Below are 23,154 nucleotides of genomic sequence, written 5' to 3'. Positions count from 1 at the left end.
CTCTTCGTCCTGCTAATGATATTTCCCACTAATACCTTTAAGTCCATGAAGTATTCCCTGCCAGATAAAATATAGATAACGAAATTTCTTACGCTGCCATGGTAAAATGGCGAGATATTTAGAGAGGCGTAATACTATAGAAAGAACACTGAATATCCTGGGAACGGGTAAAAGTTTTCTCAGCAGCAACAAATTTCTACAAAGATAATATACTTTCCATTCGGGGCAGATACGCCTTCCATGAATAGAGATATCATGAATAAATTTAATTTCTGAGGAGTAACGAATTTTCTGCCCGGACAATACTAGCTTATAACCAAAGAAAAAATCATCATAATAAAGGAAAAGTTCATCATGGATATCGTTAAGATGGTTATTCAATACCTTTCGATCAATAATCATACCAACGAATGACACAGTTTGAACATCAGTAACCTGAGTTCTTACTGGAGAAAACCTCTCTGGGCGTATCACATAATAAATAGTCTCAAACACCGTAGATGGAACCCTGATGAAAGGCAAATTCATCCGACAAGACCGTCCATAGGTGTCCTGAACTCGCGACGCAAATATACGGTATCTTGAGGTATCTAATAACGAGAAATGTTTTAAAATATTAATTTCCGGGTAAGCATCATCATCATAGAAAAATACCCAATCGGCATTACTATATGAGCATATATATTGACTACCTACTTTAAATCCGCCAGCACCACCAAGATTATCTTTAAGATTAAGTATCGTGATGCCAGGTTCACTTAATGAAGAAAGCCATTCCCTTGTACCGTCGCTTGAGCCATTATTAACGATAACAATAGAGGAAAAACCCGCCTTAACAGTCTCTCGCACACTTTTTTTTAATTTTTCAAGACGGTTAAAAGTTACGATTAGCGCTGTACACTTCATCAAACGGTAACTGTAAAAGCTGGCATTTCTTTTTGTTCATATAGCGACGTTAAGTATACGTCCGCCGTCTGTAATGCTTCAGCTATCGTGATGTCCATATCGAGATAACGATAAGTGCCAAGACGACCAATGAAAGTAATATTTTTTTCTTTTTTAGCCCGCGACAGATATTTATTCAGTAAATCCATTTTATCTGCCCTGCGAACAGGATAGTAGGGTATATCACCAGCTTCACATTCCCGACTATATTCTTGATAACATATTGAAGCTTCATGTCTCTCCCACGGAGAAAAATATTTGTGCTCAGTAATCCGAGTATAAGGAGTATCTATTGAACAATAATTCATTACTGCGCATCCTTGATAATCACTCTGGCAAATTATTTTTTTAAAGTCTAATGTACGATATTCCAGTCGGCCATATTGACAGGAGTAAAAGGCATCCAGCGCGCCACTGAAAAAAACATGATCATAATCTGTCCGCATTTCCTGAGTGAAGGAGCGACATAGTTCAACAGCGATATTTTCGTGTTCGACAATGGACTTGACCATTTGTGTATAACCAAATTTTGGTATTCCCTGAAACTTATGATTGAAATAGTTATCATCATAATTAAAGCGAACAGGGATACGTTTCAATACAGAAGCGGGTAATGCGGAAGGATGAAGCCCCCATTGTTTAATGGTATAACCTTTAAAAAAGGCTTCATATAACTCTTCACCAATGAAACGCAAGGCCTGTTGCTCAAAATTTTGTGGTTCCAGAATGGTGCTATCACATTTTTGAAGCAGTAATTTCCTGGCGTCATCAGGTGAGCAGGCGACACCAAAAAATTGATTGATGGTATGAAGATTGATAGGTAGAGAAAATACCTGACCATTTACTGTGGCCTTAACCTTATTGATATAAGGCATCATCTCAGCGTATTTATTTACATAATTCCATACAGTTTCATTATCAGTATGAAAAATATGAGGACCATAAACGTGCACCATAATACCCGTGTGCTCATCTCGGGCATCATAAGCGTTACCACCGATATGCGAACGTTGATCAATAATATTGACTACATGTCCCTGTTCGGCTAACTGGCGTGCTATTACTGCGCCTGAAAGGCCCGCACCTACAATTAGTATCTTTTTACGTTGCATTATTTTTGTCACTCTGTTCGCAGACACAGATAATATTAGATAGTTTATCCAGAATCATTGTCATTTATATCAGTAGGGTAAAATGAAATTTACTCAACGCATTCAGATAATTCCACGCTACCGCCACAGCGCGTAAACCCTCGCACTGATTACAGATTCATTAATGTCACACGTTATGCGGTATTTCTGGACAACGATGATTGCCATATTTATTTTGCGAAGATAACTCATTCAGAACGCAACATAATGGGTCTGAATACCGCGCGGCATGATGTAAATATGCTGTCAGCATAAATCCGGTGCGTTATCGGCCCCAGTTTTTACCAACGCACTCTGTTGACTGATGTCCGGGCCGACGTCCGGTATCCTTATTCTTACCGCATCAGATAGCGGTACTCCTGTCGGGATATCCCAGCGTTGTTTCAGCGTCTGCTCCGCGAGCCAGACCTGCCTCACGCCGGTTCCCAGCATACGGGCCGTCATTTCCGGGCTACAGCCTGACAATAGTAATCCCAGCACCCGCCGTCCCTGTTTTGGCAGACGCTCTGACAGTAACCTGACCAGCGTGCGGCTATTTATCTCCATCACCAGCTCCGGTACGCTCAACGCGTTTTTCATCTCCTCCTCGTAAGGCGATGTCTGTAGTGATGACCATATGGCAAGCTCAGCCATTCTGGCCAGAACCCTTACCGACATGGCGCGTTTAATCAACCTCAGATGGCGGAAATAACCTTCCACGCTGACGTCAACCGGTAAAAACGCGTTACTGCTACAAAAAACCACTGTCCGCGGATAACGCTGAAAAACCTGTTGCCACAGCAGAAGCTGGGTTGATGGCCGTCCGGCGGATATCACCATCGCGCCGGGCCACCGACGCAACCGATCCAGCAGCCCTTCTGGTGTCCTGAGACGAACGCAGTCCTCCACGCAAAGGCCACCGGTATCCGGAAACTGCGCAGGATTTTCGCCTGACTGACAAAACATAATCAGCCGGAGAGGCGGCAGTACTCTGGTTAACGTCTGCATATCAGTACGTCAGAACCTGGTACAGGCTGAACAACGCTGCGACGGTGGAGACCGACAGCAGGAGCAAAAATATTTTCGCGCCCATACTGTACCGACACCTACTGGTGCCCCCCCTTCCGGTGGACATTTCCGCATATTCTTGCGTCATCAGATTGTTCTCCTCTGGCCATTGCCGACCCGGCACTGCGCCAGCAACGGCAGCTTCGTGTTGTGGAAACAACATGTCCGCACCCTTTCGTGGACCGGGAGCCATTCTATGTCTGTATGAAAAATGACGTCTGGCCCTATCTAAACACAGCACTCTGACACCCTGTCCGGTTCTGCTTTTCGGCTGCACAGGCCGTCAGTCCCCCTGGTAGTAAATGCTCCTGCCGCAGGGTAATTCTGCCCTGTGCGGAGTACAAAATGACAAATAAAAAACACAGTAATCCATTGATTTATATGTTGATTATGTAAATCAGCTTTCCCTGAACAGACTTCTCTGTGATTTAACAATATGATTCAAAAAGTAAAATAAAGCATTTAATTCTTTGATATGATAATTAATCAGCACTAAATATTATTTAATACGTTTTTTTAACACTTAAAATTAACATTTTGTGCAGGCAGGACAAAAATGGATACAGCATAGTGCTGGTTGGACCAGGTAAATTTTCCCTTAGTTTTTTTATTGTTATATGGATAACTTCTTAATAAGCAAGAGATTACGATTGCATGACTCTTGTGTGGAAGGGGTAAATCTGAGAGGATGATGAAAGCGCGAAGCGGACTTAACTTTTTGAATCAGAACGTACGGTTATACTCGACGTTTTTTTCGCCATATTCCATGAAAACGCCCGGCGTTACTTGCGGTGTATCTTACGGTGTGCTGGATATTCCTGTGCCCCAGATAGTCCTGTATGAGCCGTGTATCAATCCCTTTATCAGCAAGGGCGTAGCCGCAGGCATGTCGCAGCATATGAGGATGTGGCGCTATCGTTAATTCGGCTAACCGCCCTGCCTCACGAAGTATGTAAAAAAATTGTTGCCTGCTGAGCGGATGCCGTCGCAGCGACAGGAACAGCCAGTCTCCGTCAGCCCCTTTCTCAAGATACTTCCTGGCCCTGAGCCAGCTTTTCAGTACGTTATACTCATCGGGAAGGAGGGGGTGACACGTTGAAAAGCCATTTTTGAGGCGCCGGATATAAAGCTGTCTTCCTGCAAGATCAATATCCGACAAGCGCAGCCCCAGCAGCTCACTGGCCCGGAAGCCGTGAATAAACGCCATCAGGATTAAGCAGCGGTTTCTTTCCGGGAAGGGCATTCTGTCGGTCGCTGACAGCAGTTTTTCAATCTCTTCTTGCGTAAGATATTTTCTTTTCACAAAACAAATCCATCATAACAAAATGAGTAATATACTAAAAAATCACTGATCAGATGAGTTTAATTTTCGCTAAAAAAGTTGCTATGCGTAAACAGCTTAAAATCCATATAGCTGACAATCTGGCACGCTATCCATGACGTGATAGTGAAACAGCGAATCAATCTGGCTTCAATCTCCTGATAAGTCGTCATGACGAGGAATATAAATGCTAAAAATGAGGCTATCGTGAGGTAAATCAATCAGAAAGGGGTAATAAAGAGTCAGGTAGTTTACCCGCCCCGGAGGTTTGATTAGATGGCGATAGCTAACAATATCATAGTGATTTTCAAAAATTCTGCTGCTAACAGCAATAAGCTCATCATACTGGCTATTACAGCATCACTTGGTTATTTTTAAAATAATATATTATAAGGGGATTTATATAGTATTGAATAAATCCCTCTTCCTGACATTAAGAGAACAGAACACGATAATTTTTAGCAGCCGTAATATAATAGCTTCAATCGTCTGGCTCTCAGACAATAACGTGTATATTACGCGCATTGAACGCGGCGCGTAGACTGCGTGCGAATGCAAGCGCATATTCGCCGTCGCCATGAATGCACACCGTTTGCGCCGTGACAGTCGTCCACACACCAGTAACGCTTTTCACTCTCCCGGCTTGCACCATATCCAGCGTTTGCGCCAGCGCCTGCTCTTCGTCGTGAATCAGCGCGCCAGGTTGCGTGCGCGGCACCAGGCTACCGTCGGCCTGATAGCCGCGATCGGCAAACACCTCCTGCCGCGTCACCAGGCGATAGCGTTCACCGGCCCGGATCAGCTCACTTCCCGCCAGTCCAACCAGTATCAGTGACGGATCATAGTCGTGTACCGCTTTCGCAATCGCCTGTGCCAGATGGGGATCTTTCGCCGCCTGGTTATAGAGCATACCGTGCGGTTTGACATGGCGCATCACGCCGCCTTGCGCCTGAACAATCGCCCCCAGCGCGCCGATTTGGTACAGCGTCTGGGCGTATACCGTTTCCGGCGGCAAAGCCATCGCCGTCCGCCCAAAATTATCCCGATCCGGAAAGCTGGGATGCGCGCCGATCGCCACGCCGTTTTTCAGCGCCTCGCGCACGCAGGTCAGCATGGTTTGCGCATCACCAGCGTGAAAACCACAGGCGATATTGGCGGAGGAGACCAGCGTTAATAATTCGCTGTCGCTGGCGCAACCTTCGCCCAAATCCGCATTTAAATCAATGTTCATGCTGAAGTCGCCAGGTAAGCTGTTCCAGATAGCGCTGACGCTCGCGGCGCGCGTTGAGCGCCTCTTCCAGCGAACATTGCACAAAATGGATCGGTTGCCCTAGCGGGATCTGCGCCAGATGGTACATATCTGCCTCGATGATGCAGGCAATGCGCGGATAGCCGCCAGTTGTCTGGGCATCATTCATTAGCACAATAGGTTGACCGTTGTAAGGCACCTGTACGACACCGGGCAGCAAACCGTGCGACAACAGTTCGCGATCCGTTGTCCGCGTTAACGATTGTCCCTGCAACCGATAGCCCATGCGATTACTTTGCGGACTGAGTTGCCACGGCGAACGCCAGAACGCTTCTTGCGAGGCGCGATCGAATTCACGGTATTCCGGCCCCGGCAGCGCACGGATGCGATTCCCCCACAGTAACTGCTTCACGCCCTGCGGCCCGCTAAACTGTCGCGATGCTTTACCCGTCGCCAGCCGATCGCCATCTTTTAGCAGCCGTCCTTCCAGCCCACCGATACCGGACTTCAGATCGGTACTACACGATCCCATCACCTCCGGCACAGCAATACCGCCCGCCACCGCCAGATAGCTACGCATCCCGTGAAGCGGTCGATGCAACGTGAGGCGCTGACCCGCTTTTACCGGCAATCGCCAGCCTGTCCAGACCGGTTGATCATCCAACTGCGCCTCGCAGCCTGCGCCGGTAAGAGCGAACCAGGTCTCATTTTCAAATTCGACAACCAGTTGACCGAGAGTGATTTCCAGCGCCGGGGCATTCGCATCGTTCCCGACCAGGAGATTAGCGGTCTGAAAGGCGGGTTTATCCAGCGCACCGCAGTGACTCAGCCCCGACTGACGAAAGCCGTGACGCCCGCTATCCTGCACGGAGGTATAAATCCCCGCGCGAATAATATTCAGCATATTCCCTCCTTTTGCGGCACAAAGCGTACGCTATCGCCAGGGCGTAGCAAAACCGGAGGCTCCCGCATCGGATCGAATAACTTCAACGGCGTGAGGCCGATCAGCTGCCAGCCGCCCGGCGTGGATAATGGATAAATACCCGTCTGCGCGCCGCCGATGCCGACAGAACCGGCCGGAACCTGCAGGCGCGGCTCCGCGCGTCTGGGCATATGGAGCGATTCTGGTAAATTCCCAAGATAGGGAAAGCCAGGCTGAAAGCCTAAAAACCAGACGACATACTCAACGGAGGCATGTAGCTCCACGACCTGCTTTTCACTCAAACCGCTGTGCCGTGCCACCGCCGCCAGATCCGGCCCGCCTGCGCCGCCATAGATCACCGGGATCTCAACCGAACGCGAGTCCGGCTCCAGCGCCTCGCTCTCTTCCCACCAGCGCTGCAGACGCTCAATCGCATCCAGCGCCAGGGTTTGCGGTTCCCGCAAGATCACGGTGATATTGTTCATCCCGGGAATGGCTTCCACCACGTTCGGCATATCGACCAGACGCTGCGTCAGACGCCAGATGCGTTTCTGGCTCGCCAGCGTAATCGGCGGTTCAAGTTCCAGGACGACTGCCGTTTCGCCTAACAGATAACAACGCGCTCGCTGCACTTTATTACCTCTCAGTTATGCCGGGTTAGGGATATCAATAAACGTCACATCCAACGCCGTGTTTTCGTTCAACCATTCGCTCAGGGCGCGAATACCGCCGCGTTCAGTGGCATGGTGCCCGGCGGCATAAAAATGCAGCCCCTGTTCGCGCGCGGAATGAATGGTCTGTTCAGACACCTCGCCGGTAATAAAAGCATCCACGCCGAAGCGGGCGGCGCTATCAATAAAACTTTGCCCGCCGCCGGTACACCAGGCGACACGCTGCACATTCTCTGGCCCGGTATCGCCGCACCATAGCGGTTTACGCCCCAGACGCGCTTCAATCCATGAGGCCAGTTCCAGCCCCGGCACCGGCATTGAGAGCTCTCCCCACGGCACCAGCGGCTCAATTTCTCCTTTCACGGTAATGCCCAATAGCGCCGCCAACTGCGCATTGTTGCCCAGCTCAGGATGCGCATCCAGCGGCAGATGCCAACCGTAAAGGTTAATATCATTTGCCAGTAACGTTTTTAAGCGACGGCGTTTCATCCCGCGAATAACCGGAGACTCGCCTTTCCAGAAGTAACCATGATGAACAATGACCGCATCGGCCTGCAAACGCACCGCCTCATCGAGCAGCGCCTGACTTGCGGTCACGCCGGTAACGATTTTCTGTACCGTCTCTTTTCCTTCGACCTGTAAACCATTCGGCGCATAATCGCTTATTGCCGCACTGTTCAGCTTGTCGTTAATCAGTTGTTCCAGCTCGGTGTTTTTCATCATCGCTCCCTTTAACCCACGTTCTACTTTCCCGTTACGGGTTCAGTCTCCGTTAACATAGCCTCCCGTTGGCCGTTCGTCGATAAACATTTGTTTGACACATCAAGAAACAATCACCCCCGGGTTTGGCGCAAATTACTTAGCAAAACACGATCGGTTTCATGTATATTTATGCAATCAGAACGCATATTGCAGAAAAAATCAGTTCTGTATCATGTTGGTAACTTTAAGGAAACACGGCGATACGGCAGGCTTAATAAGCCCACAAAGAAAGGCATTATCTGAGAATGCCGCGTTCTTGCCGCAGCGTCTCTATCCCGGAAATACGATGAATAAACAAGCATCTCAACCCCGCGCTATTTACTACGTTGTCGCCCTGCAAATTTGGGAGTACTTCAGCTTTTATGGTATGCGCGCCCTACTGATTCTTTATCTCACCAATCAGCTAAAATACGACGATAACCACGCCTATGAGTTATTCAGCGCTTATTGTTCGCTGGTCTACGTAACGCCGATTCTTGGCGGCTATCTGGCGGATAAGGTGCTTGGCAACCGAATGGCAGTCATGCTGGGCGCATTTTTAATGGCTATAGGTCATTTAGTGCTGGGCGCCAGTGAGATCGCGCCGACATTCCTTTATCTGTCGCTGGCGATCATTGTCTGCGGCTACGGCCTGTTTAAATCGAATATTAGCTGCCTGCTGGGCGAACTGTACCAGCCGGAAGATCCGCGCCGCGATGGCGGGTTCTCGCTGCTTTACGCAGCGGGTAATATTGGTTCGATCGTGGCGCCTATCGCCTGCGGCTATGTGCAAGAGGAGTACAGTTGGGCGATGGGCTTTGCGCTCGCCGCCATTGGTATGCTGGCAGGGTTAGTGATCTTCCTGTGTGGAAATCGTCATTTCACCCACACTACCGGCGTGAATAAAGCCGTGTTGTGCGCCAGAAACTACCTGCTGCCGAACTGGGGCTGGCTGTTAATTCTGCTGGTAGCGGCGCCGTTGCTGATTACCGTTCTGTTCTGGAAAGAATGGTCTGTCTATGCCTTAATCGTGGCGACCGCGATCGGCCTGGTCGTGCTGGCAAAAATTTATCGTCAGGCGCAAACGGCCAAACAGCGCAAAGAACTGGGGCTGATTGTCACCCTGACCCTGTTCAGTATGCTGTTCTGGGCGTTTGCCCAGCAGGGCGGCAGTTCTATCAGCCTGTATATCGACCGCTTTGTGAACCGCGATATTCTGGGCTATTCCGTTCCTACCGCCATGTTCCAGTCGGTGAACGCCTTTGCCGTGATGCTGTGTGGGGTCGTCCTGGCCTGGCTGGTTAAAGAGAGCGTAAGCGGTAATCGCACCGTGCGTATCTGGGGCAAATTCGCGCTGGGTCTTGGTCTGATGAGCGCCGGATTCTGTATTCTGACCCTGAGCGCACGCTGGTCCGCCGCTTACGGACACTCTTCAATGCCGCTAATGGTGCTGGGACTGGCGGTGATGGGCTTTGCCGAGCTGTTTATCGACCCGGTCGCCATGTCGCAAATTACGCGCATTGATATCCCCGGCGTCACCGGCGTATTAACCGGAATTTATATGCTGCTGTCCGGCGCGATAGCTAACTATCTGGCAGGCGTCATCGCTGACCAGACCTCGCAAAGCGCCTTCGACGCCAGCGGCGCGGTTAATTACGCCATCAACGCCTATGTGGATGTTTTTGAACAGATCACCTGGGGCGCGCTAGCCTGCGTAGGGGTTGTCCTGCTGATTTGGCTGTATCAGTCCTTCAAATTCAAAAGCCGCGCGCTGGCCGTCGAATCCTGATAGCAGAAGGCCCGGTAGTTTGCGCTACCGGGCCTGTATCACGCCCCTTTTCTCGCCGCCTCATAGGCGGAAAGCGTCGCGATTCTCGCCTGTTTGTGTTCAACAATGGGCCGAGGATAATCAAGCACGACTCCCGCTTTTTCCGCCCACCGCCACGGCTCGTGAATCGCTTTTCCAGGGATATCGCGTAATGCCGGTAGCCACTGGCGGATAAATTCGCCGTCGCGATCGAACCTCTCTCCCTGAGTCGTGGGATTAAAAATACGAAAATAAGGCGCGGCGTCAGTACCGGTTGAGGCGGCCCACTGCCAGCCGCCATTATTGGCGGCAAGATCGCCGTCAATAAGCTGCGACATGAAATAGCGCTCCCCCAACCGCCAGTCAATCAACAGATCTTTTACCAGAAAGCTGGCGGTAATCATGCGTAAACGGTTATGCATCCAGCCCGTCGCGTTAAGCTGGCGCATCGCCGCATCGACAATGGGATAACCGGTTTCGCCTTTCTGCCATGCCTGAAAATAGTGCGGGTTCTCCTGCCACGCGACGCGTTTTGTCCAGCGGATAAACGGCTGGTGTTTGCATAATGCCGGATACCAGGTCATTAAATGACGGTAAAATTCCCGCCAGATGAGTTCATTCAACCAGACGCTTCCCGGTCCGCCGTCCAGCGCCTGCGGCTGCTCCGCCAGTAATCGGTGCAGGCACTTTCGCGGCGACAGGCCGCCCGTCGCCAGGCTGGCGGAAAGCCGACTGGTGCCGTCGACCGCAGGGAAATCCCGCTGTGACTCATACTCGTCTGCGCCCTGCGCGCAAAACTGACGTAGCTGCGCGATAACCGCGTTTTCTTCCACCGGGAAAAGCGCGGCGTCAAACGCCTGTTGCGGGTAGTTAAGCGAGACTGGCGTTAAGGGTGTAGAAAGCGCGCCGCTCACCCGGATCTTCGGGGCCGGAACGCACGGCGGGATATCCTCTTTTAGCCGTTTCAACCAGGCGTTTTTAAACGGCGTAAAAACTTTATACATTTCATGATTGCCGGTCATCACCGCGCCGGGCGCCAGAATCACGCTATCGTCAAAGCCTTCGCAGATGACAGAGGGCAGCGTTTTTTCCACCGCCGCATCACGCTGACGCTCGTTAAACTCATACTGATAGTTATAAAACAGATGGCTGACGTCATGCTGTCGGCAAACGTTTTTGACCGTTTCAATACTGGCGTTAAAATCCGCCACTTCATGAAACAGCAGCGGAATGCCTTTCTCTGCAAGGGCCGCCTGTAGCGCATTGAGCTGCGCGCTGATGAATGCCGCCTGCCGCGGCGCCATATCATGGGCCTGCCACTGCGCGGGGGTGGAAATATAAAGCGCCAGCACCCGCGCGGATTCATCGCGGCAGGCGGCGGCCAGCGCAAGGTTATCCTGTAAACGCAGATCGCGCCTGAACCAGACTAAATGGGTGGGCATACAACTCCTGAAAGATGAAACGTCACGGCGAATAGCGTTAAACAGTGTAGACCCTGGCGCATAAAAAAACCGCCAGCGTGGCGGCTGACGGTTTTTTCAGATGCCCCATTCCCCTTACCAGTTGCCGTAAGGGTATTTTTTATCTTTGATAAAATCTTCGGTTTCTTTTATATATTTATATCCACGGCTAAATCTGGTTACCCCCTTGCACATCGCCAGTTTTTCACCGGATACCGTCTCAACCACGATATCTTTGTCCTCCGTTAATCGCGTATTGGGCTTGCCATTATTTACCAGCCAGACTCGCACCCTGCCTTCCGGCGCCAGACCGATTACCAGATAACGGTGGTATTCCTGTATGCTGGCATCCCATGGCGACGGGTAAGGGGTCAGCATCATTTCCCAGACCGGATAACCAAACGTTATCCACGTCTCATACACTTTTTTATCGATTATCGAATCCCAACAGAAATGCATAGCCTGGGGAGGATTTTTAGCCTTATTGAAATCTGAATGGATACCCATCACCTCTTCATTCCATTTTCCAACACTGGCTGAACTGGCGTTTGTGCTTCCCAGCATCCTGTACCGATACAGTATTCCATCCGTGTCCAGCAATTCCACATAGGTTACTTTCGCTGGCAACGCATTTGGATAGAAAAAATTGAAATACCACTCATCATAGGGAGCAAGTAGCGAAGTTAACTCTTTACTGGTTGCGGTAACCGACAGTCCCAGCAAACCGCCCAGCAGTAACAACCTGAAATTACGCGTCATTTTTGAGAATTCCCTGCCATGTCATAAACAGTCCGGGTCCAGTTTTCATCCGGCCGGTTAACAAAACTAAATGTCTCAGAAGACGAGACCGCAGAGGAAATATTATTTTTCAGATGATAATCAACGGCATTCCAGTTGGCCGAACAGTGAATATACTTGCCGATAGTGTTCAACTCATCTGAAGAAAACTGAAGCGAATTGGCCCCATTAAAGACATTTTTTGCTTGTGATAAGGCTTTCTGGCATATCGCATCCAGTTCCGTCGGCCAGGAATAATCATTATTCTCCTGCATAGCATCAAACACAACGCCAGCCTCTTTGGCGACCTCATACATTACCCGAAGAGCAACTTTAGACCAGTCATTGCTGACAATTCGCTGGAAGGTGACCGCAGCGGCTACGCGCTTTTTCGCATTACCAAGGTGATCCGGCGATACCTTTTCATCCGTATTGGTCTCGACCTTCATAACGCCTGACGGCAATATGGGCGCCAGCGCAAAGTAATACGGCAAAGAGTCTGCCTGCTGGACCGCCTTTTGATAGACGCGGGTCGCCTCTGTCGGCACGTCGGCTAATACAGTTTCAACAGCGGGCCGACTCAAAAAAAGATATTCCTCTTCCTGCGGGTTATATCCCCCGCCAATATCGGCATGAGCCCCCGGCAAGCTTAATTCAGGCCATTGCGCTTTGATGCTATTGAGGCAAAAGTTATAACGGCACTCGTGCATCGCCGTCAGATGAAAAACCTGTTTTGCCACCCCCGGCGGTAAACCTATTTTAACCGCCAGATTATTACCGTCATGGGGGTCAAGACCGTCCAGCATTCCCCCCACGGCGGTGACGGTGTCGAAAAGGCCCAAAAATTGCACCTCACCTGCCGGTTTCCCCTGGTATTCAACGGGCTGAAAAGCGGTCGCGATCGTCCTGACCAGCACAGGATCTTGCTCAAAGACGCGGTTGGTAAAGTGGCGGGCGGCAGCGGCGCCGCGGCTGAACCCAAAGACATCAAACTGCAAACCCGCGATCGTAATGTCTTTGCCCTGAAGAGCGCCAGTTACTTCCGTCAGTATCCTGCGCAGTTGGATCATCGCGCGATCGGTTTTGGCAATAACCCCGGTATCGTTATTCCCCAAGCCCATCCCCCACAGTGAATCGGCTTTGTTATTCTCGGTGCCAATACCTTCGATATAGATATCGCGTTGAATATTCTTTACCCCATCTTTAAGCTCTGGTTCTTTATGATACAACTCATTCAACCAGTAAATATTCGTATAATAATTCAGATAACTGCCTGCTTCCGTTCCGTCAAAGCCCGTTTTCTTTATACAACGCTGGTTAAACTCCGTTAACGTCCGCGCATCAAGGCCATAGTTTTCTGGATTGCATTTCTGCATCCGTAAGTTCGTATTGAGCAGATTATTTCCTGTACCGTCAAAGAAGACGCCAATGGTTAAGACAATTTCTCGTTTTTTTGCAGGGATATCAGGTGGTTCAACCACGGGAAGGGTTGCCGAAAAAAGTCGATTGTAGTTTTCTGGCGTTAACAGGACACTGTATTCCGTATTGGCTATCAGATGTTTTGAGCGGATATAATCATAATGTATTGTGATAAATTCTTCAGGTATCCCCTCTGTTTGGGAATGCATTAAGTATGTTGTAATACCCGCTCCACGAACCTCAATATGATAATACTTCTCCCACCTTCCCCAGCGGTTAATACGATAAAAGCTAAAATCCAGAGAGCAACGCTCATTGTTATTTATTGCCTGGGCAAACAGCGGCGAGCTTTTATCAATCGGCTTACAAAAGCGAATCCCATGATGGTTGACGCCGTCCACAGTACTGCTGACCATCGCCTGCAGGCTAAAAACAAAAATTTCATTTTCATGTCCGGTCTGGTAACGATTACCGACAGAGGGTTCACTGCCGCAGCCTTCGGATATCATCCCCTGACGTTCGCCGACTATTTTTAAATAAATAATATCGCTCATATATATTTGTCATTTCTATATTTCATGCAGATATTGCAAATAAGAATATAAACAACGCAGATAAATTTTATTTGGCAATAAAAGCGTATTTTTCAAAGAATTGTCGAATTAGTTTCCCGGCATGATAATGCTGGCAAACTTTATATGTGCTTTAAATATTTTGAGTTGCAGGATAAAGCGCCAACACCTTTAACAACGCAAAGCATTGGTCCTGAAATTTACGCTGTCTTTTCCCACCATATCAAATCTCTGCTGCGGTATTTGAGCCTGAGATCGCCGGATTGCTCACAGACAAAAAAACCGCCAGCGTGGCGGCTGACGGTTTTTCAGGCTGGTCGCGATTAATAAAAGTCGCAGGTGGCTTTTTCAGCCTGCGCCATCCATACCGGTTTATCACTGGTTTTCGACCAGACACGGTGCAGATAACTATAAAAACGCGCGCGGTCTTTCCAGAAGAGCATCACTGGCAGCGCCAGCACGCCTGCGATCACCGCGAAAGCACGACGGGCAAAAATGACATGCGCCGGATAGTCTTTATAGTGTTCCATACGTTTCCCCCCTTTATACCGAGGCTACCCGCCCCGGTATAGATTGAATCGGTGAATAGCACCGAAAAATTGAACCTCGTTACCTGATTAAAATAGTACCGCTTTCGGTGTAATTTTACTACTCATCCGACCACTTATTTTCACGCTTTTCCAGCAGATTTACATTCAACGCGTAAATTAGTTACAAAAAGGTTAAATTAATACTAATCATTAGTTAAATAATGGTCTTTGCCATTTTTATACTTTTTTTACACTCCGCCCGCCAATTTTTGCGAAATCTTTGCAGCCAAAAAATTACCTTTCTCAGGAGTAAAACAATGCCACTGGAGGTGCTCTGTGAGTGCAGGCGTGATAACCGGCATCGTGCTGGTTTTCTTACTTTTAGGTTATCTGGTCTATGCCCTGATTAATGCGGAGGCGTTCTGATGGCCGCGCAAGGATTTTTACTGATCGCCAGTTTTTTACTGATTTTATTGGTACTGGCGAAACCGTTGGGTTCGGGCCTGGCAAGGCTCATCGCCGCCGTTCCGTTGCCGGGCGTGGCTGGCGTTGAGCGTATCCTCTGGCGGACTCTTGGCATTACCGACCATGAAATGAACTGGCGTCAGTATTTACTGGCGCTACTGACGCTCAATCTGCTGGGACTGGGCATCCTGTTTTGCCTGCTATTCTGGCAGGAGTGGTTGCCCTTAAATCCGCAGCGGCTACCGGGTCTGTCCTGGGATCTGGCGCTGAATACCGCCGTCAGCTTTGTCACCAATACCAACTGGCAAGCCTACAGCGGCGAAAGCACGCTGAGCTACTTTAGCCAGATGGCCGGGCTGACGGTGCAAAATTTCCTGTCGGCGGCGACCGGGATTGCGGTGGTTTTTGCGCTTATCCGCGCCTTTACGCGCCAGAATGTGCACACGCTGGGTAATGCCTGGCAAGATCTGGTACGCATTACGCTATGGATATTATTTCCTGTCGCGTTAATTATCGCGCTGTTTTTTATCCAACAGGGCGTACCGCAAAACCTGTCGGCTTATCAGCCCATCACCACTCTTGAAGGCGCTAAACAACTCTTGCCGATGGGGCCGGTTGCTTCGCAGGAGGCGATCAAAATGCTTGGCACCAACGGCGGCGGTTTCTTTAACGCCAACTCTTCGCATCCGTTCGAAAACCCCACCGCGCTCACTAATCTGGCGCAGATGCTGGCGATATTTTTGATTCCAGCCGCGCTCTGTTTCGCCTTTGGCGAAGCGGCGGGCGATCGCCGTCAGGGACGCGCGCTACTGTGGGCAATGTCATTCATTTTTGTGGTCTGCGTAGCGGTAGTGATGTGGGCGGAAGTTCAGGGAAATCCACATCTGTTGGCGGCAGGCGCGGACAGTAGCGTCAACATGGAAGGTAAAGAAACACGCTTTGGCGTGCTGGCCAGCAGCCTGTTTGCCGTCGTCACGACCGCGGCGTCCTGCGGGGCGGTAAATGCCATGCACGACTCGTTTACCGCTCTGGGCGGTATGGTGCCGATGTGGCTGATGCAAATTGGCGAAGTGGTCTTTGGCGGCGTCGGTTCAGGCCTGTACGGCATGTTGCTGTTTGTCCTGCTGGCGGTGTTCATCGCGGGGCTGATGATCGGTCGCACGCCGGAATATCTGGGGAAAAAAATCGACGTGCGCGAAATGAAAATGACCGCGCTGGCGATTCTGGTCACGCCGATGCTGGTCTTGTTGGGTTCGGCGCTGGCGATGATGACGGATGCCGGACGCAGCGCAATGCTGAACCCTGGCCCGCACGGTTTTAGCGAAGTGCTATATGCCGTCTCCTCTGCCGCCAACAATAACGGTAGCGCCTTTGCGGGTCTGAGCGCTAACTCGCCTTTCTGGAACTGTTTGCTGGCGTTCTGCATGTTCGTCGGACGTTTCGGCGTGATTATTCCTGTCATGGCCATCGCCGGATCGCTGGTCAGTAAAAAAGTACAGCCGGCCAGTCAGGGAACGCTGGCGACCCACGGCGCGCTATTTATTGGACTGCTCATCGGCACGGTACTGCTGGTCGGCGCGCTGACATTTATTCCTGCCCTGGCGCTTGGCCCGGTAGCGGAACATTTCTCTTTACCTTGAGCGATGCGGAGTACATTGATATGAGTCGCAAGCAACTGGCGCTGTTTGAACCTGTTTTACTCGTACAGGCGCTAACGGATGCCGTAAAAAAATTAAGCCCACGCGCCCAGTGGCGTAACCCGGTGATGTTTGTGGTCTGGGCCGGCAGCGTGCTAACCACTCTGTTAACGCTCGCTATGGTAACAGGACAAATAACGGGAAGCGCCTTGTTTACAGGGGTGATCAGTCTGTGGTTATGGTTCACCGTACTGTTCGCCAATTTTGCCGAAGCGCTGGCGGAAGGCCGCAGTAAAGCCCAGGCAAACAGTCTGAAAGGGGTGAAAAAGACCGCGTTCGCTCGCCGTCTGCGCGCCCCGCGCCATGATGCGCAGGCCGATAACGTGCTCGCCGCTGAACTGCGGAAAGGCGACATTGTCCTGGTCAAAGCGGGCGATATTATTCCCTGCGACGGCGAGGTCATCGAAGGCGGCGCCTCGGTGGATGAAAGTGCGATTACCGGCGAATCCGCGCCCGTGATCCGCGAGTCCGGCGGCGATTTCGCCTCTGTCACCGGCGGCACGCGAATTCTTTCCGACTGGCTGGTGATTGCCTGTAGCGTCAATCCTGGCGAAACCTTTCTTGACCGGATGATCGCGATGGTGGAAGGCGCACAGCGGCGGAAAACGCCTAACGAGATTGCCCTGACGATTTTGCTCATTGCCCTGACCATTGTCTTTTTACTGGCGACCGCCACTCTGTGGCCCTTCTCCGCCTGGGGCGGTAACGCGGTCAGCGTCACCGTGTTGGTGGCGTTGCTGGTGTGCCTGATCCCCACTACCATCGGCGGGCTACTCTCCGCCATTGGCGTAGCCGGAATGAGCCGAATGTTGGGCGCGAACGTCATCGCCACCAGCGGCCGCGCCGTAGAAGCCGCGGGCGATGTCGACGTGTTACTGCTGGATAAAACCGGCACTATCACGCTCGGCAACCGCCAGGCGTCCGATTTTATACCCGCCCGAGGGGTGGACGAACGCACGCTGGCTGACGCCGCGCAGCTCGCTTCGCTGGCCGACGAAACGCCGGAAGGCCGCAGCATTGTGATCCTCGCCAAACAGCGCTTTAACCTGCGTGAACGCGATGTGCAGTCGCTTCATGCCACCTTTGTTCCGTTTACCGCGCAAAGCCGCATGAGCGGGATTAATATCGATAACCGGATGATCCGTAAAGGCTCGGTGGACGCGATTCGGCGTCATGTCGAGAGCAATGGCGGCCATTTTCCCGCCGATGTCGAGCAAAACGTCGAGAACGTGGCGCGTCTGGGCGCGACGCCGCTGGTGGTCGTGGAAGGCGCGCGCGTACTGGGTGTTATCGCCCTCAAGGATATCGTTAAAGGCGGCATTAAAGAACGTTTCGCCCAGCTACGAAAGATGGGCATTAAAACGGTGATGATCACTGGCGATAACCGCCTGACGGCGGCAGCGATTGCCGCCGAAGCCGGTGTGGACGATTTTCTTGCCGAAGCCACGCCGGAAGCCAAGCTGGCGCTGATCCGTCAATATCAGGCGGAAGGACGGCTGGTCGCCATGACCGGCGACGGCACTAACGATGCCCCGGCGCTGGCGCAGGCTGACGTCGCGGTAGCGATGAACTCCGGCACCCAGGCGGCAAAAGAAGCCGGTAATATGGTGGATCTGGACTCTAACCCGACCAAGTTGATTGAAGTAGTGCATATCGGTAAGCAGATGCTGATGACGCGCGGCTCGCTCACCACTTTCAGTATCGCGAATGATGTAGCGAAATATTTCGCCATTATTCCCGCCGCGTTTGCCGCTACCTATCCGCAGCTAAACGCGCTCAACGTGATGGGGCTGCATTCGCCGAACTCCGCCATTCTGAGCGCGGTGATCTTTAACGCCCTGATTATTATTTTTCTGATCCCGCTGGCATTAAAAGGCGTGAGTTATAAGCCGCTTTCCGCATCGGCCATGCTGCGCCGTAATTTATGGATCTATGGTCTGGGTGGTCTGGTGGTGCCGTTTATTGGCATCAAAGTGATTGATGTGCTGCTGACCCTGCTGGGTCTGGCATGAGGTGTATGATGATCGGTTTACGTCCTGCTTTTTCGACAATGTTATTTCTGCTGTTATTGACCGGTGGAGTGTATCCGCTTCTGACCACGGCGTTGGGGCAGTGGTGGTTTCCCTGGCAGGCTAATGGCTCGCTGATTCATAAAGACAATGTGATACGCGGCTCAGCGCTTATCGGACAATCGTTTACCGCCGCGGGTTATTTTCATGGCCGGCCCTCCGCCACCGCCGATACGCCTTATAATCCACTGGCGTCGGGCGGAAGCAACCTGGCCGCCAGCAATCCCGAACTGGATGCGCAAATACAGGCCCGCGTCGCCGCGCTACGCGCCGCTAACCCCCAGGCGAGTTCCGCGGTTCCGGTTGAGCTGGCGACGGCCTCGGCAAGCGGGCTGGATAATAATCTGACGCCCGGCGCCGCGGCATGGCAAATCCCCCGCGTGGCGGCGGCTCGCCAGCTTCCCGTTGAACAGGTCGCGCAACTGGTTGCAGAATATACGCACAGGCCGCTGGCGCGCTTTCTTGGGCAACCGGTGGTGAATATTGTTGAGCTTAATCTGGCGCTGGATGCGCTACAGGGACACAGAGCGAAATGAACGACGAACCCTTGCGTCCTGATCCGGATCGCTTGTTGGAACAAACGCCCCCGCCCCACCGGGGGAAGTTGAAAATTTTCTTCGGCGCCTGCGCAGGCGTCGGAAAAACCTGGGCGATGCTGGCGCAAGCGCAGCGGCTGCGAGCGCAGGGGCTGGATGTGGTGATCGGCGTGGTAGAGACGCATGGCCGTAAAGAGACCGCCGCGCTACTTGACGGACTGACCATTCTGCCGCCAAAACGTCACTCGCACCGGGGGCGGCAAATTCGCGAATTTGACCTGGATGCCGCCCTCGCCCGGCGTCCGGCGCTGATTTTAATGGATGAGCTGGCGCACAGTAACGCGCCTGGCTCACGCCATCCTAAGCGCTGGCAGGATATTGAAGAGCTGCTGGAAGCGGGAATCGACGTTTTCACCACCGTGAACGTACAACATCTGGAAAGTCTGAATGATGTGGTGAGCGGCGTCACGGGGATTCAGGTGCGCGAAACCGTCCCCGATCCCTTTTTTGATGCCGCCGATGAAGTCGTACTGGTCGATCTGCCGCCCGACGATCTGCGCCAACGGCTCAACGAAGGTAAAGTGTATATCGCCGGTCAGGCGGAACGCGCTATTGAACATTTTTTCCGCAAGGGCAATCTGATCGCCCTCCGCGAGCTGGCGCTACGCCGGACAGCCGATCGCGTGGACGATCAGATGCGCGCCTGGCGCGCGCATCCGGGCGAAGAAAAAGTATGGCATACCCGCGATGCGATTTTACTGTGTATCGGGCATAACACCGGCAGCGAAAAACTGGTGCGTACCGCGGCGCGTCTGGCCTCCCGGCTCGGCAGCGTCTGGCACGCCGTCTATGTCGAAACGCCAACGTTACACCGCTTACCGGAAAAACAACGGCGGGCCATTTTAAGCGCGCTGCGCCTGGCGCAGGAGCTTGGCGCGGAAACCGCCACCCTGTCCGATCCCGCCGAAGAGAAAGCGGTCGTGCGCTATGCCCGCGAACATAATCTGGGGAAAATCGTCATGGGCCGCCCGGCGTCGCGACGCTGGTGGCGACGTGACGCTTTCGCCGACCGTCTTGCCAGGCGCGCGCCGGATCTCGATCAGGTGATCGTCGCGCTGGAAGAACCGCCTGCCCGCGCGTTGGCGCAAACGCCTGATAACCGACCTTTTAAAGAGAAATGGCGTGGGCAGATTCAGGGCTGTCTGGTCGCCGTGGCGCTTTGCGCCATCACCACGCTTATCGCTATGCAGTGGCTTGTCACCTTCGACGCCGCCAATCTGGTGATGCTCTATTTGCTGGGCGTAGTGGTGATTGCGCTGCTTTACGGACGCTGGCCGTCGGTGGTGGCGACGGTGATTAACGTGGCGAGTTTCGATCTCTTTTTTATCGCGCCACGCGGTACGCTCGCCGTTTCGGACGTGCAATATTTGCTGACCTTTGCCGTGATGCTGACGGTTGGTCTGGTGATTGGCAATCTTACTGCCGGGGTGCGCTATCAGGCGCGCGTCGCCCGTTATCGGGAACAGCGTACCCGCCATTTATATGAAATGTCTAAAGCGCTGGCCGTCGGGCGTAGCGAACATGATATCGCCGCGACCAGCGAGCGGTTTATCGCCTCGACGTTCCAGGCGCGCAGCCAAATTTTGTTACCTGATGCTAACGGTAAGTTGCTGCCTCTCACCCACCAGCAAGGCATGACGCCGTGGGACGACGCAATTGCGCGCTGGAGTTTTGATAAAGGCCAGCCTGCCGGCGCAGGCACCGATACCCTCCCTGGCGTGCCTTATCAAATCCTGCCGCTGAAAAGCGCCGATAAAACATACGGTCTGGCTATCGTCGAACCGGGTAATTTGCGTCAGTTAATGGTGCCGGAACAGCAACGCCTGCTGGAAACATTTACTCTGCTTGTCGCCAACGCGCTGGAACGACTGACGCTAACCGCCAGCGAAGAACAGGCGCGTCTCGCCAGCGAGCGCGAAAGTATTCGCAACGCTCTGCTGGCGGCGCTATCGCATGATTTACGCACGCCGCTGACGGTATTGTTCGGCCAGGCGGAAATTTTGACGCTGGATTTAGCCAGCGCAGGATCGCCCCACGCGCGTCAGGCCAGTGAAATCCGCCAGCATATTCTCAACACCACCCGGCTGGTGAATAATTTGCTGGATATGGCGCGTATTCAGTCCGGCGGGTTTAATCTTAAAAAAGAGTGGCTGACGCTGGAAGAGGTCGTCGGTAGCGCGTTACAGATGTTAGAGCCGGGTTTATTGCATCCGATTACATTGTCGCTGCCGCAACAGTTAACGCTTATCCATGTCGATGGCCCCTTATTTGAGCGTGTCCTGATCAACTTGCTGGAAAACGCCGTTAAGTACGCCGGGCCGCAGGCCAGTATCGGCATTGATGCTGCGGTTAAGGACGATCGTTTACAACTGGATGTCTGGGATAACGGGCCGGGTATTCCTGCGGGGCAAGAACAGAAGATTTTCGATAAGTTCGCCCGCGGCAACAAAGAGTCCGCCGTCCCCGGCGTGGGGCTGGGGCTGGCGATTTGCCATGCTATCGTAGAGGTACACGGCGGCACGCTTACCGCCTATAATCGACCGCAGGGCGGCGCCTGTTTCCGTGTGACGCTGCCGCAAGGAAAGCCACCTGAACTTGATGATTTTCATGAGGATATGTGACAAACGTTCTGATTGTTGAAGATGAACAGGCCATCCGCCGCTTTCTGCGCGCCGCGCTGGAAGGCGACGGTCTGCGCGTGTATGAAGCTGAAACATTACAACGTGGTTTACTGGAAGCCGCCACGCGAAAGCCCGATCTGATTATTCTCGATCTCGGCCTGCCGGACGGCGACGGAATCGATTTTATTCGCGACCTGCGTCAGTGGAGCGCAATACCGGTGATTGTCCTTTCCGCCCGCAGCGAAGAAAGCGATAAGATTGCCGCGCTTGACGCTGGAGCTGATGATTACCTGAGCAAGCCATTCGGCATTGGCGAGCTGCAGGCGCGTTTGCGCGTCGCGCTGCGACGGCACGCCGCCAGCCCTTGCGCCGATCCGATCGTCCGCTTTTCCGGCGTGACGGTCAATCTCGCCGCACGGTTGATCCACCGTGGCGACGAAGAAATCCATCTGACGCCGATTGAGTTCCGCCTGCTGGCGGTATTACTCAATAATGCCGGCAAGGTATTAACCCAACGGCAGTTATTAAACCAGGTCTGGGGCCCTAACGCCGTGGAGCATAGCCACTATTTGCGCATCTATATGGGACATTTACGCCAGAAACTGGAACAAGATCCCACCCGCCCACGCCATTTTATTACCGAAACCGGAATTGGCTATCGCTTTATGCCGTGAATAGCCATTCATTATTTTTAAATAACTTCTAATTTTTATGTCATTTATTTTCGGCGTCGCGAATAATTATTTTCGCGGCGATATTATATTTTATGAAGGATATAAAAAACATATAATTAACATTTAAGAAACAATCCGTTATTTCACAGCACGATATGCATAATCGCCGACTAATTATTTTTCAAATGATCGTTTTTTGTTGATCTGGTTCACAGATCGCTGGCGCTCCCTGGATAAAATATCCATGCTTTCAATAAATCAATGAAAGGACCTCAAAATGGAAAATAATAATCGTTTTATGCCCCATATAAGGCGGACAACGCATATTATGATGTTTGCCCACCGTAATAGTTTCGATTTTCATTTCTTTAATGCCCGGTAGTTTTTCTGCTACGGGTACTTCAGCATACAGGTCTTTCC

The 23,154-nt window shown here is 51.9% G+C and carries 22 protein-coding genes; 8 read left to right on the top strand and 14 right to left on the bottom strand.

Translation table 11 applies throughout. From position 1 onward, the window contains the following. Window positions 1-12: 12 nt before the first annotated feature. The 10 genes from ACLD3P_RS04730 to ybgI all read right to left on the bottom strand — a co-directional run bounded on the left by ACLD3P_RS04730 (window position 13) and on the right by ybgI (window position 8,026). The gene (locus ACLD3P_RS04730; RefSeq protein ID WP_172957603.1) at window positions 13-909 is read right to left on the bottom strand and encodes a glycosyltransferase; all 897 of its coding nucleotides are present in this window, start codon (window positions 907-909) and stop codon (window positions 13-15) included. Continuing rightward, entirely contained in the window at window positions 906-2,057 is a 1,152-nt protein-coding gene (glf, locus tag ACLD3P_RS04725) for a UDP-galactopyranose mutase (RefSeq protein ID WP_001521816.1), read from the bottom strand. Before glf ends, ACLD3P_RS04730 begins: the two co-directional genes overlap by 4 nt. A 285-nt stretch (window positions 2,058-2,342) precedes the next feature. Then, window positions 2,343-3,083 carry a hypothetical protein gene (locus tag ACLD3P_RS04720; protein WP_058215093.1) on the bottom strand — a complete coding sequence of 247 codons (741 nt, stop codon included), beginning with the start codon at window positions 3,081-3,083 and terminating at the stop codon, window positions 2,343-2,345. 1 nt (window position 3,084) lies between these two features. Continuing rightward, window positions 3,085-3,420, bottom strand: coding sequence for a hypothetical protein (locus ACLD3P_RS04715; protein ID WP_131046206.1), 336 nt, complete (start codon window positions 3,418-3,420; stop codon window positions 3,085-3,087). Window positions 3,421-3,879: 459 nt separating this feature from the next. Then, window positions 3,880-4,446 (bottom strand): tyrosine-type DNA invertase, encoded by a 567-nt coding sequence (locus ACLD3P_RS04710; RefSeq protein WP_000824704.1) that lies wholly within the window; start codon window positions 4,444-4,446, stop codon window positions 3,880-3,882. Between the two features lie 59 nt (window positions 4,447-4,505). Then, window positions 4,506-4,637 carry a hypothetical protein gene (locus ACLD3P_RS04705; protein WP_078057602.1) on the bottom strand — a complete coding sequence of 44 codons (132 nt, stop codon included), beginning with the start codon at window positions 4,635-4,637 and terminating at the stop codon, window positions 4,506-4,508. Window positions 4,638-4,960: 323 nt separating this feature from the next. Continuing rightward, window positions 4,961-5,695: a 5-oxoprolinase subunit PxpA gene (pxpA, locus tag ACLD3P_RS04700; protein WP_411006375.1), complete on the bottom strand. Its 735-nt coding sequence runs from the start codon at window positions 5,693-5,695 to the stop codon at window positions 4,961-4,963. Continuing rightward, window positions 5,685-6,617 (bottom strand): 5-oxoprolinase subunit PxpC, encoded by a 933-nt coding sequence (gene pxpC, locus ACLD3P_RS04695; RefSeq protein WP_115286197.1) that lies wholly within the window; start codon window positions 6,615-6,617, stop codon window positions 5,685-5,687. The genes pxpA and pxpC overlap by 11 nt, the downstream gene beginning before the upstream one ends. Continuing rightward, window positions 6,611-7,267, bottom strand: a complete 657-nt coding sequence (gene pxpB, locus ACLD3P_RS04690; RefSeq protein WP_001188376.1) for a 5-oxoprolinase subunit PxpB — start codon at window positions 7,265-7,267, stop codon at window positions 6,611-6,613. The genes pxpC and pxpB overlap by 7 nt, the downstream gene beginning before the upstream one ends. 15 nt (window positions 7,268-7,282) lie before the next feature. Continuing rightward, entirely contained in the window at window positions 7,283-8,026 is a 744-nt protein-coding gene (ybgI, locus tag ACLD3P_RS04685) for a radiation resistance protein YbgI (RefSeq protein ID WP_000798844.1), read from the bottom strand. A 328-nt stretch (window positions 8,027-8,354) separates the two neighbouring features. On the opposite strand from ybgI, the gene ACLD3P_RS04680 reads away from it, so the two are divergent. Next, window positions 8,355-9,836, top strand: a complete 1,482-nt coding sequence (locus ACLD3P_RS04680) for an MFS transporter (protein ID WP_001041123.1) — start codon at window positions 8,355-8,357, stop codon at window positions 9,834-9,836. A 38-nt stretch (window positions 9,837-9,874) separates the two neighbouring features. Here the strand turns inward: ACLD3P_RS04680 and phrB are convergent, their stop codons facing one another. From phrB to ACLD3P_RS04660, 4 genes are all read right to left on the bottom strand, one after another. Further along, complete coding sequence (gene phrB / locus ACLD3P_RS04675) at window positions 9,875-11,296, bottom strand: deoxyribodipyrimidine photo-lyase (protein WP_131046207.1); 1,422 nt, start codon at window positions 11,294-11,296, stop codon at window positions 9,875-9,877. A 114-nt stretch (window positions 11,297-11,410) separates the two neighbouring features. Then, window positions 11,411-12,073: a DUF2931 family protein gene (locus ACLD3P_RS04670; protein ID WP_131046208.1), complete on the bottom strand. Its 663-nt coding sequence runs from the start codon at window positions 12,071-12,073 to the stop codon at window positions 11,411-11,413. After that, window positions 12,070-14,064: a type VI secretion system tube protein TssD gene (gene tssD / locus ACLD3P_RS04665; RefSeq protein WP_131046209.1), complete on the bottom strand. Its 1,995-nt coding sequence runs from the start codon at window positions 14,062-14,064 to the stop codon at window positions 12,070-12,072. Before tssD ends, ACLD3P_RS04670 begins: the two co-directional genes overlap by 4 nt. Window positions 14,065-14,405: 341 nt before the next feature. Beyond that, window positions 14,406-14,612 (bottom strand): YbfA family protein, encoded by a 207-nt coding sequence (locus ACLD3P_RS04660; protein ID WP_000401433.1) that lies wholly within the window; start codon window positions 14,610-14,612, stop codon window positions 14,406-14,408. Between the two features lie 336 nt (window positions 14,613-14,948). On the opposite strand from ACLD3P_RS04660, the gene kdpF reads away from it, so the two are divergent. The 7 genes from kdpF (at window position 14,949) to speFL (ending at window position 23,116) form a co-directional block, all read left to right on the top strand. Continuing rightward, window positions 14,949-15,038 (top strand): K(+)-transporting ATPase subunit F, encoded by a 90-nt coding sequence (gene kdpF, locus ACLD3P_RS04655; RefSeq protein ID WP_001670793.1) that lies wholly within the window; start codon window positions 14,949-14,951, stop codon window positions 15,036-15,038. Further along, a complete protein-coding gene (kdpA, locus tag ACLD3P_RS04650) occupies window positions 15,038-16,717 on the top strand; it encodes a potassium-transporting ATPase subunit KdpA (protein WP_000730078.1) in 1,680 nt (559 codons plus the stop codon). The genes kdpF and kdpA overlap by 1 nt, the downstream gene beginning before the upstream one ends. Before the next feature lie 20 nt (window positions 16,718-16,737). After that, window positions 16,738-18,786 carry a potassium-transporting ATPase subunit KdpB gene (kdpB, locus tag ACLD3P_RS04645; protein ID WP_411006374.1) on the top strand — a complete coding sequence of 683 codons (2,049 nt, stop codon included), beginning with the start codon at window positions 16,738-16,740 and terminating at the stop codon, window positions 18,784-18,786. 8 nt (window positions 18,787-18,794) lie between these two features. Further along, window positions 18,795-19,379, top strand: coding sequence for a potassium-transporting ATPase subunit KdpC (kdpC, locus tag ACLD3P_RS04640; protein ID WP_000579804.1), 585 nt, complete (start codon window positions 18,795-18,797; stop codon window positions 19,377-19,379). Then, the gene (gene kdpD / locus ACLD3P_RS04635; protein WP_000997487.1) at window positions 19,376-22,060 is read left to right on the top strand and encodes a two-component system sensor histidine kinase KdpD; all 2,685 of its coding nucleotides are present in this window, start codon (window positions 19,376-19,378) and stop codon (window positions 22,058-22,060) included. Before kdpC ends, kdpD begins: the two co-directional genes overlap by 4 nt. Beyond that, window positions 22,057-22,734, top strand: coding sequence for a two-component system response regulator KdpE (kdpE, locus tag ACLD3P_RS04630; RefSeq protein ID WP_220569346.1), 678 nt, complete (start codon window positions 22,057-22,059; stop codon window positions 22,732-22,734). The genes kdpD and kdpE overlap by 4 nt, the downstream gene beginning before the upstream one ends. Window positions 22,735-23,011: 277 nt before the next feature. After that, window positions 23,012-23,116, top strand: coding sequence for a leader peptide SpeFL (speFL, locus tag ACLD3P_RS04625; RefSeq protein ID WP_015632840.1), 105 nt, complete (start codon window positions 23,012-23,014; stop codon window positions 23,114-23,116). Window positions 23,117-23,154 lie beyond the last annotated feature (38 nt).

The organism is Salmonella sp. 741265073_HBA (assembly GCF_046569105.1).
In the GTDB taxonomy this organism is placed as follows: Bacteria; Pseudomonadota; Gammaproteobacteria; order Enterobacterales; family Enterobacteriaceae; genus Salmonella; species Salmonella enterica.
The sequence above is the reverse complement of the archived record's forward strand: the minus strand, read 5'-3'. Positions and strand labels throughout refer to the sequence as shown.